The sequence below is a fragment of the uncultured Sphingomonas sp. genome (assembly GCF_913778135.1).
GTDB lineage: Bacteria > Pseudomonadota > Alphaproteobacteria > Sphingomonadales > Sphingomonadaceae > Sphingomonas.
Genome location: NZ_CAJYVU010000092.1, coordinates 1 through 3,728, shown reverse-complemented (window position 1 = coordinate 3,728; position 3,728 = coordinate 1). Strand labels below are relative to the sequence as shown.

At 66.6% G+C, this 3,728-nt stretch carries 6 protein-coding genes; 3 read left to right on the top strand and 3 right to left on the bottom strand.

The annotated features are described in order from the left end of the window. Nucleotides 1-46: 46 nt before the first annotated feature. Nucleotides 47-592: a pyridoxamine 5'-phosphate oxidase family protein gene (locus QZ847_RS08485; protein ID WP_294355408.1), complete on the bottom strand. Its 546-nt coding sequence runs from the start codon at nt 590-592 to the stop codon at nt 47-49. 50 nt (nt 593-642) lie between these two features. Here QZ847_RS08485 and QZ847_RS08480 point away from each other — a divergent pair, with 50 nt between their 5' ends. Next, nucleotides 643-888 (top strand): type II toxin-antitoxin system CcdA family antitoxin, encoded by a 246-nt coding sequence (locus tag QZ847_RS08480; RefSeq protein WP_019517560.1) that lies wholly within the window; start codon nt 643-645, stop codon nt 886-888. After that, complete coding sequence (locus QZ847_RS08475; protein WP_294355405.1) at nt 888-1,184, top strand: CcdB family protein; 297 nt, start codon at nt 888-890, stop codon at nt 1,182-1,184. The genes QZ847_RS08480 and QZ847_RS08475 overlap by 1 nt, the downstream gene beginning before the upstream one ends. A 4-nt stretch (nt 1,185-1,188) precedes the next feature. Here the strand turns inward: QZ847_RS08475 and tldD are convergent, their stop codons facing one another. Next, on the bottom strand, nt 1,189-2,616 hold the full coding sequence (gene tldD / locus QZ847_RS08470) for a metalloprotease TldD (protein ID WP_294355403.1): 1,428 nt from the start codon (nt 2,614-2,616) through the stop codon (nt 1,189-1,191). A gap of 59 nt (nt 2,617-2,675) precedes the next feature. Then, complete coding sequence (locus QZ847_RS08465; protein ID WP_294355401.1) at nt 2,676-2,918, bottom strand: zinc-finger domain-containing protein; 243 nt, start codon at nt 2,916-2,918, stop codon at nt 2,676-2,678. A gap of 95 nt (nt 2,919-3,013) precedes the next feature. Between QZ847_RS08465 and QZ847_RS08460 the strand changes: the two genes are divergently transcribed. After that, nucleotides 3,014-3,728 (top strand): ABC transporter ATP-binding protein (locus QZ847_RS08460; protein WP_294355398.1); only part of this gene is annotated, 715 nt, incomplete at its 3' end.

Sequence of the window (3,728 nt, the reverse complement as noted above, 5' to 3'; positions counted from 1 at the left end):
ATGTTGGCAAGGTTGCGATCGAAGCGACCAAGTTCGACCAGCGCCATTACGCGGGCACCGTTGGGTTGCGCACGGGCAGGCCGTCGATGCTGCGGGTGCGCTGCGCGTATTTGGCGAAGCGGGTCTGGTCGTCGTGCGTCGCGTGATATTTGTTGAGCGTCTCGCGCGTGCGCTCGAACGCCATGTACGGCACGCCCCAGCCGCACGAGGTCTGCACCTGCTCGACATCGACGACGAAGATCTGCCGCGTGCCGGGCAGCAGCGTGAAGTCGGCAGCGAGCGCCGACCATCCCTCATCCTGCGGCAGTACCGGTCGTCCGCGCCCGTAGATGCGCAGGATCAGCGCGGGATTGTCGAACGCGCAGAACATGATCGTAATGCGCCCATTGGCTAGCAGGTGCGCGTTGGTCTCGTTCCCCGATCCCGCGACGTCGAGATAGGCGACGGTGCGCTCATCGAGCACGCGGAAGCTGTCCATCCCCTTCGGGCTCAGGTTCACCCGCGCGTCCTTCGCCGCGGTCGCAACGAAGAACACCGGCTGCTTCGCGACAAACGCGCGGTGCTCGGGAGTGAGCGCGGGGAAGAACTCCATGACACGTGCCTCGCGTTGACGCGCATGGGTGATGCGCATAGCTTGTGTGCATGAGACACGATCCGATCAGTTCCGGCAAGCGTAAAGCGGTCAATCTCTCGATCGACACCGGTGTCATCGCCGCAGCGCGTGAGGCGGGGATCAACCTGTCGCAGACCTGCGAGGCAGCGCTACGCACCGCTGCCAAGGCTGAGCGTGATCGCCAATGGGCCGAGGACCATCGCGAATGGATCGAAGCCAACAACGCCTGGGTCGAGAAGAACGGACTGCCGCTTGAGAAGTATCGCCTGTTCTGATGGCGCGCTTCGACGTCTATCTGGCGCCGGATGGCGGATATTGGCTGGATTGCCAATCCGATCAGTTCGGTGCGCTGAACAGCCGCTTTGTCGCGCCGTTGGTCGAGGAGAGCGAGCGCCCAGCGGGTGACGCACGCCTGACGCCCATCTTCGAGATCGAAGGCACGGCCTATACGATGCAGACTCATTTATCTGGCGCCGTCGCAGTCCGATTACTGCGCGCGCCTGTCGCCAACTTGGTCGAGCACGAATACGCGATCGGTGCCGCGCTCGACCTGCTGCTCGGCCGCTACTGACCGCTCAAGCGGTCGCAGTACCGCCGACCGTCAGCCCGCCGATCAGCAGCGTCGGCTGACCCACGCCCGCGGGTACGCTCTGCCCGCCCTTGCCGCACATGCCGATCCCCTCGTCGAGCGCGAAGTCGTTCCCAACGCCTTCGACCTTGGTCAGCACGCTCGGCCCATCGCCGATCAGCGTCGCACCCTTGATCGGCGCCCCGATGCGGCCGTTCTCGACCAGATACGCCTCGGTGCACGAGAAGACGAACTTGCCCGACACGATGTCGACCTGACCGCCGCCAAATGACTGCGCGAAGATGCCGCGCTTAACGCGAGACAGCAGCTCGGCGGGATCGTCCTTGCCCGCCTTCATGAAGGTGTTGGTCATGCGCGGCATTGGCGCGTGCGCGAAGCTTTCGCGGCGGCCGTTGCCCGTCGGCTCGACTCCCATCAGCCGCGCGTTGAGCCGGTCCTGCATATAGCCTTTCAGGAACCCGTCCTCGATCAGGATCGTCTCGCTGGTTGGCGTGCCCTCGTCGTCGATCGACAGCGAGCCGCGGCGGTCGGCGATCGAGCCGTCGTCGACCACGGTGACACCGCGCGCCGCGACCTGCTCGCCGATCCTCCCTGAAAAGGCGCTGGTGCCCTTGCGATTGAAGTCGCCTTCCAGCCCGTGGCCGATCGCCTCGTGCAGCACGATGCCCGGCCAGCCCGGCCCCAGCAGCACCGTCATCTCGCCCGCGGGAGCGGCGACCGAGTCGAGATTGACCAGCGCCTGCCGCAGCGCCTCGTCGACCGCGCGGTTCCATTCCGCCGGCTCGAACAGGCGGTCATACAGGTAGCGCCCGCCCATGCCGAACGTGCCCGTCTCGCGACGGCCGTTCTGCTCGACCACGATCGAGACGTTCAGTCGGACGAGCGGCCGCACGTCGGTCGCGACGAACCCATCGGCGCGGACGATCTCGACCACGCTCCACGTGCCGCTCAAGCCCACCGATACCTGCGCGACGCGCGGATCACGCGCGCGCGCCGCGGCGTCGATCGTCTGGCAGAGGTTCACCTTGTCGGCGAACGGCACGAGGTCGAGCGGGTCGGCGTCGGTGTAGAGGTGGCGGTTGGTGCTGCGCGGCGGCTGTGCCTTGGGCTTGGCCGAGGGGTCGATCAGCGCCATCGTCTCCGCGGCGCGCTTGATCGCGGCCTCGCTCAACTCGTTGGCGTGGGCGAACGCGGTCATCTCGCCCGACACCGCGCGCAGCCCGAAGCCCGCATTGGTGTCGTAGCTGGCGGTCTTCAGCCGCCCGTCGTCGAACCCGAACGCCTCGGCCTTGCGGTACTGGAGGTAGAGTTCGCCGTCGTCGGCCTTCGCCAGCGCGTCGGCGGTGAGCGCCTTTGCCGCGTCGGGATCGAGCGAGTTGCGGTACAGGAACGAGCGAGGGTCGAGTGCGGTCATGCCACCATAGATAGGACGCCCCGCCGCATTGGCAAAGCCGTCCCGCTCACTCGAGCGCCTCAGTGAACGTCGGGGCTTGCGCCTTCGGAGATGTCGGGCAACGTCGCCTGGTCGACCCCGTCCGCCGCGCCGCCGATCAGCACGAAGCGGCGGTCGCAGTAACCGCAGTCGACGTAGCCGTGCTCGTCAATTTGTAGGTAGACGCGCGGGTGGCCCAGTGCCGCGCCGCCGGGAATGTCGCTCGCGCCATCGCAGGCGACGCGGGGTTGCGAGACACGGACGACTTCGAGCGGCGGATGCATGCAAGATGCGTTAGCAAGCGTGCACCCGCCTCGCAATCGTCCTTGCCTCGCAATCGTTCTAGCAACGTGACGGGGAGGGGCGTATCGCCGCCCGCATGACGACCGAAGCCGCGATCTCGATCAACAACCTGTGCAAGACCTACGCCGCCGCCGGACCCGGCGCGGTGGCGAAGCGCGCGCTCGACGGCGTGACCTTCGACGTGCCGCGCGGCAGCGTGTTCGGGCTGCTCGGCCCCAACGGCGCGGGCAAGTCGACGCTGATCAACATCCTGGCGGGATTGGTCAACAAGACCAGTGGCACCGCCTCGATTTGGGGCTTCGACATCGACGCGCATCCGCGCAACGCCAAGGCGTCGATCGGCATCGTCAACCAGGAGATACTGTTCGACCCCTTCTTCACGCCGATCGAGACGCTGGAGATCCAGGCCGGGCTCTACGGCGTGCCGAAATCGCAGCGCCGCTCGCTGGAGCTGCTGCGTGCGGTGCATCTGGAGGACAAGGCCAAGGCGTACGCGCGCACGCTGTCGGGCGGCATGAAGCGGCGGCTGATGGTCGCGAAAGCGATGGTCCACCAACCGCCGGTGCTCGTGCTCGACGAGCCGACCGCGGGCGTCGACATCGAGCTGCGCCAGCAGCTGTGGACCTATGTACGCAGCCTCAACGACGCGGGCGTCACCGTGGTGTTGACGACGCACTATCTCGAGGAAGCCGAGGAATTGTGCGACCGCATCGCGATCATCAACGGCGGCCGCGTCATTGCCAACGAACCCACCGCCGAACTGGTCGGCAAGGCGCAGGAGAAGGTGGTCG